The sequence below is a fragment of the Pinirhizobacter sp. genome (assembly GCF_035317885.1).
Taxonomy (GTDB): Bacteria; Pseudomonadota; Gammaproteobacteria; order Xanthomonadales; family Rhodanobacteraceae; genus Pinirhizobacter.
Genome location: NZ_DATHFX010000502.1, coordinates 1 through 4,680 on the forward strand (window position 1 = coordinate 1; position 4,680 = coordinate 4,680).

The following is a 4,680-nucleotide window of genomic DNA, read 5'->3' on the forward strand; positions in this document are numbered from 1 at the left end:
ATCCACGCGTGGCGGTCACCGGGCAATTCCTGCCGGGCCGGGACTACTACCTCGACGACCAGACGCACGCCAGCCAGCAGGGCATCCATGTGTACGCGCCGTTCAAGGTGGACGGCAACACCAGCCTCCTGCTTGTGGACCTGGGCTTCCTGCCGCGCGAGGCGGGGCACATGCCGCAGGTGCCGCCGTTGCCGACGGGCGGGCAGTCGCTGCGTGGCCTGTACGTGCCCACGCCGGGCATCGGCATGCGCATGGGTGGCAACGCGCTGCCTACGCAGAATGCCTGGCCGAAGACGACGATCTACCTCGACACCACCGAGATCGGCATGGACCTCAGGCAACGCATGTTCCCGCGCGTGTTGCTGCTCGATGCCGATCCGCATGCCGCCTATGTGCGCGACTGGACACCCGGTTTCATGCCGCCGGCGCGGCACCGCGCCTACGCCTTCCAGTGGTTCACCTTCGCACTGGCGGCGGTGGTCATTTTCTTCATCCTGCACCGCAAGCCGCGGCGCAGGGCCAAAGGACGGTCCGAATGAATCCTCCCGTGCAAGACAAACCGCGCCCGACCGGCCGCGGCAAACTGATCCTGGTGATGCTGGTGTTCGTGGCGCCCTTTGTGGTGGCGGGCCTGCTTACCGTGAGCGGCTGGCAACCCACGGCCAAGGGCAATGGCTTGCCGATCGAGCCGCAGCGGAGTTTCTCCGACGTGCGCATTGACCTGGCCAAGGGCGGCAGTTACGTGTGGCGCGATCCGTCCGAGCCGCGCCTCACATTGATTGCCCTGCCGGGTCCCGGCTGCGCCGCACGTTGCGTGGATACGCTGCTGAAGATGCGCAACGCGCGCATCACGCTCAATCGCAACAGTGACCGCCTTCGCCTGCTTTACCTGGGCGAACCCCCGACGGATAAAGCCGCCGATGCCTTCATGGGCGACTACATCATCGGCAAGGACGTGGACGGCAAGCTGGAGTCGTTCCGGCCGACCGAGCCCGACTCCGTGTCGGCTGTTTTCGTGGAATCCAATACCACCGCGCTCGCCCAGTATCCTGCCGGCTTCGATCCGTCGGGCTTGCGGAAGGATCTGCAGAAGGTGATCAAATAATGGTTTCGCGTCGCCTGCGCATCCTGCGCGCCATCGCCGTGGTCGCGGCCGTCTTTGCTTTTTGCGTGGTGATGTTCGGTGCCTTCGTGCGCCTGTCCAACGCGGGCTTGTCCTGCCCTGATTGGCCCACCTGCTATGGCGAGGCGACCTGGCCTGGCCATGCGCACGAGATCGCCCAGGCCAACGAAGCCTTTCCCGACCGTCCCTATGAAACCCACAAGGCATGGCGCGAGCAGGTGCACCGTTTCCTGGCGGGGTCGCTGGGCGTGATGGTGCTGGTGATCGCGCTGATGTCGGTGTGGCGGCGCAGGTTCGCCATCGCTGCCCTGCTGGGGTCGGCGGCGTTCGCGGCGGTGGGCGTGGGCATGTACATGCACGGCGAGCACGTGGTGTCGTCGGTGCTGTCGGGGCTGGCCATCGCCTTGCCCTTGCTGGTGGCCTGGCGGCTGGATCGCCCCGGCGCGTGGCGGGTGGGCGTGATGGTGCTGGGCGTGATCATCTTCCAGGCGATGCTTGGGATGTGGACGGTTACGCTGTTGCTCAAGCCCATCGTGGTCATGGGGCACCTGCTGGGCGGCATCGCCACCTTCGGTTTGCTGGCCTATGCGGCGTTGCGTTTCTGCGGCGTGGGCTCGGAAGACGACCGCTACGCGGCACTGCGCAAGCTCGTGGTGCTGGGCATGGTGTTGCTGGTGTGCCAGATCGCCCTGGGCGGCTGGACCAGTTCCAACTATGCGGCGCTGGCGTGCGGCACCGACTTCCCGACCTGCCAGGGCCAGTGGTGGCCGGCGACGGATTTCCGCGAAGGGTTCGTGCTGTGGCGCGGCGTTGGCGTGAACTACGAAGGCGGCGTGCTGGACATGGCCGCGCGCAGCGCGATCCAGATCGCGCACCGCATCGGCGCACTGGTGGTGTTCTGTTACCTTGGCTGGCTGTCGCACAGGCTGGCCCGCGCCGGGTTGCGCGGCGCTGGCATCGCGGTGGGCGTGGTGCTGCTGGCGCAGGTGGCGCTGGGCATCGGCAATGTGCACCTGGGACTGCCGCTCCCCGTCGCAACCGCGCACAATGGCGTGGCGGCGCTGCTGCTTTTCACCCTGTTGGTGTCGCTGGCGCGCACGCAGCGGCGATCGATTGAACCGGGAACCTGACGTGGCCAAGTCGACCTTCGGCGAATACCTCGAGCTCACCAAGCCGCGCGTCGTGGCATTGCTGGTGTTCTGCGCCGTCATTGGCATGTTCCTGGTACCGGGCATCGCGCCGGGTTTCCCCATGGGCCTTCCGCCCTGGCGCGCGCTGGTGTTCGGCACGCTTGGCATCTGGCTGGCCTCGGCATCGGCGGCGGCCTTCAACCACCTGATCGACCAGCGCATCGACAAGGTGATGGTGCGCACCGCGCACCGGCCGCTGGCCACGGGGCATCTTTCCCCGCGCCAGGTGTTTGTCTTCGCCATGGGGCTGGGCGTGTTGTCGATGCTGGTGCTGGTGTTGCTGGTGAACACGCTCACCGCGGTACTCACCTTCGGCGGCCTGATCGGCTACGCCGTGGTCTACACCGCCTACCTGAAACGCGCCACGCCGCAGAACATCGTGATCGGCGGGCTGGCCGGCGCGATTCCGCCGGTGCTGGGCTGGACGTCGGTTACCGGCGAACTGCATCCGTTCGCGCTGCAGCTGTGCCTGATCATCTTCGTGTGGACGCCGCCGCATTTCTGGGCGCTGGCGATTTTCCGCCGCGAGGATTATTCCCGGGCCCAGGTGCCGATGCTGCCGGTGACGCACGGGGTGGTGTACACGCGCTGGCACGTGCTTTTCTACACCGTCCTGCTGTTCCTGGTGACGATGCTGCCGTTCCTGATGCACTACAGCGGCCTGTTGTACCTCGGCGGCGCGGTGGTGCTGGGAGCGGGGTTCCTGTATTACGCGGTGCGTCTGTTGAACCCGCCGGATGAATTGTTCTCGATGAAGGTGTTCAACTACTCCATCGTCTACCTGATGGCGTTGTTCGCCTTCCTGCTGGTGGACCACTACCTGGTGGCACCGCGGACCGTGATGGAGATTACCGTCGGGTCCTGAACGAGGCTGATTGGGGGATTGAAGGATTAGGGGTCAGAGTCATGACTCTGACCCCGGCCAAGGCGGACCCCGACCAAGGCGCGGGCTAATTCTTTTGCAGGAAGAACGCCGCCACTTCGGCGGGCTTCTCCAGGTGCAAGTGGTGGCCTCCGGGCATTCGCTCCACGGTGATATCCGCCACGCAATCGATGCGGGCCTGGATGGTCTCCGTTTCCATGTAGGGCATGGCGGGGTCGGCCAGCAGCAGGCGGGTGCTGGCCTCGATACCCAGCAGCAGGGACATCACCTGGGTTTCCGCCAGGCGGATCGGCGTGGACGAAGCAAGGCGCGGGTCGCTGCGCCAGCTGTAGCCGCCGGCGACCCTGGCCAGGCTCCGGGCCACCATCGGCTGCACCAGTTCCGCCGGCATCTTGCTCACGGCCACCCGTGCGGCGATGGCGTCGTCCATGTCGCCGAAGACGCGCAAGCTGCGCGGGCGTTCCTGCAGCGCAGCCAGGCCCTCGCGGAAACGCTCCAGCGTACGCGAGCCGTCGTCGGCCATCGCCCCCAGGCCTTCCACCAGCAACAGTTCCCGTACACGCGTGGGTACGGCCGCGGCGGCGAGGCTGGCGATGCCCGCACCCAACGAGTGGCCGAGCAGGCTGAAGCGATCCAGGCGCAGCGCATCGGCAGCGGCGATGGCGGCGCGGACATAATCCACATAGTGGTAGGGCAGGCCCGCTGGCAGGTGGGCCGAGGCGCCATGGCCGGGAAGGTCCAGCGCGATCACGCGGTAGCGTTGCGACAGGAACGGCGCTAACCGCTCGAAGCTGGCGCTGTTGTCCAGCCAGCCATGCAGGGCCAGGAGGGGCGGAAGGCTTTCGTCGCCCCAGGCCTGCGCTGCAAGCTGCAATCCCGTGATGTCGATGGTCAGTTCGCTCATGTACCCGCTTCCGGCCAGCCTTGCAGCTGCTGCACGATGAGCCCGGAAAGCATCGTGGCGTGCGCATCGCCGTCATTGAGGCAGGGGATGTAGCTGAGCGTGCCGCCGCCGGCTTCGCGGAAGAACTCCGCGTTCTGCATGGCGATTTCTTCCAGCGTTTCCAGGCAATCCACGGCGAAGCCGGGGCTGATCACATCCACGCGCTTGAGGCCCCGGCGGCCGAGTTCGCGTACGGTTTCGTCCGTGTAGGGATGCAGCCAGCGCTCACGGCCCACGCGTGACTGGAAGCTGGTAATGGCTTCGTCATCGGCCAGGCCCAGCGCCTGGCGCAGAAGGCGCGCCGTGGCCATGCATTGGTCGTAGTAGGGATCGCCTGCGTCGACGTAACGCTCGGGAATGCCGTGGAAGCTCAGCAACAGGATTTCGCCGCGACCGTGCTGGGCCCAGTGCGCGCGCACGCTGTCCGCCAGTGCAGCGATGTAGCCTGGACGGTCGTGATAATCGTTGATCGTTCGGAGTTCCGGCGGCCAGCGCAGGCGTTTGACGCTGTCGGCGATGGCATCGAGCACGGAACCTGTGG

General features: G+C 66.4%; 6 protein-coding genes. 4 read left to right on the forward strand and 2 right to left on the reverse strand.

Annotated features, from left to right (window positions below):
• From VK519_RS16545 to cyoE, 4 genes are all read left to right on the forward strand, one after another.
• The coding region (locus VK519_RS16545) for an SURF1 family protein (RefSeq protein ID WP_324351579.1) at window positions 1-539 on the forward strand (539 nt) is incomplete at its 5' end.
• Window positions 540-547: 8 nt separating this feature from the next.
• Window positions 548-1,105, forward strand: coding sequence for a redox-active disulfide-containing membrane protein (locus VK519_RS16550; RefSeq protein ID WP_324351580.1), 558 nt, complete (start codon window positions 548-550; stop codon window positions 1,103-1,105).
• On the forward strand, window positions 1,105-2,253 hold the full coding sequence (locus VK519_RS16555; RefSeq protein ID WP_324351582.1) for a COX15/CtaA family protein: 1,149 nt from the start codon (window positions 1,105-1,107) through the stop codon (window positions 2,251-2,253). Before VK519_RS16550 ends, VK519_RS16555 begins: the two co-directional genes overlap by 1 nt.
• A gap of 1 nt (window position 2,254) precedes the next feature.
• Entirely contained in the window at window positions 2,255-3,178 is a 924-nt protein-coding gene (gene cyoE / locus VK519_RS16560) for a heme o synthase (protein ID WP_324351584.1), read from the forward strand.
• A gap of 85 nt (window positions 3,179-3,263) precedes the next feature.
• Here the strand turns inward: cyoE and VK519_RS16565 are convergent, their stop codons facing one another.
• Window positions 3,264-4,100 carry an alpha/beta fold hydrolase gene (locus tag VK519_RS16565; RefSeq protein WP_324351586.1) on the reverse strand — a complete coding sequence of 279 codons (837 nt, stop codon included), beginning with the start codon at window positions 4,098-4,100 and terminating at the stop codon, window positions 3,264-3,266.
• Window positions 4,097-4,680: ferrochelatase (gene hemH, locus VK519_RS16570; protein ID WP_324351587.1), on the reverse strand; the 584-nt coding region annotated here is incomplete at its 5' end. The genes VK519_RS16565 and hemH, both read right to left, overlap by 4 nt.

Bases quoted from the DNA above. Each gene is read 5' to 3' on its own strand.
- VK519_RS16555 (WP_324351582.1), top strand. From the start codon at position 1,105: ATGGTTTCGCGTCGCCTGCGCATCCTGCGCGCCATCGCCGTGGTCGCG.
- VK519_RS16565 (WP_324351586.1), bottom strand. From the start codon at position 4,100: ATGAGCGAACTGACCATCGACATCACGGGATTGCAGCTTGCAGCGCAG.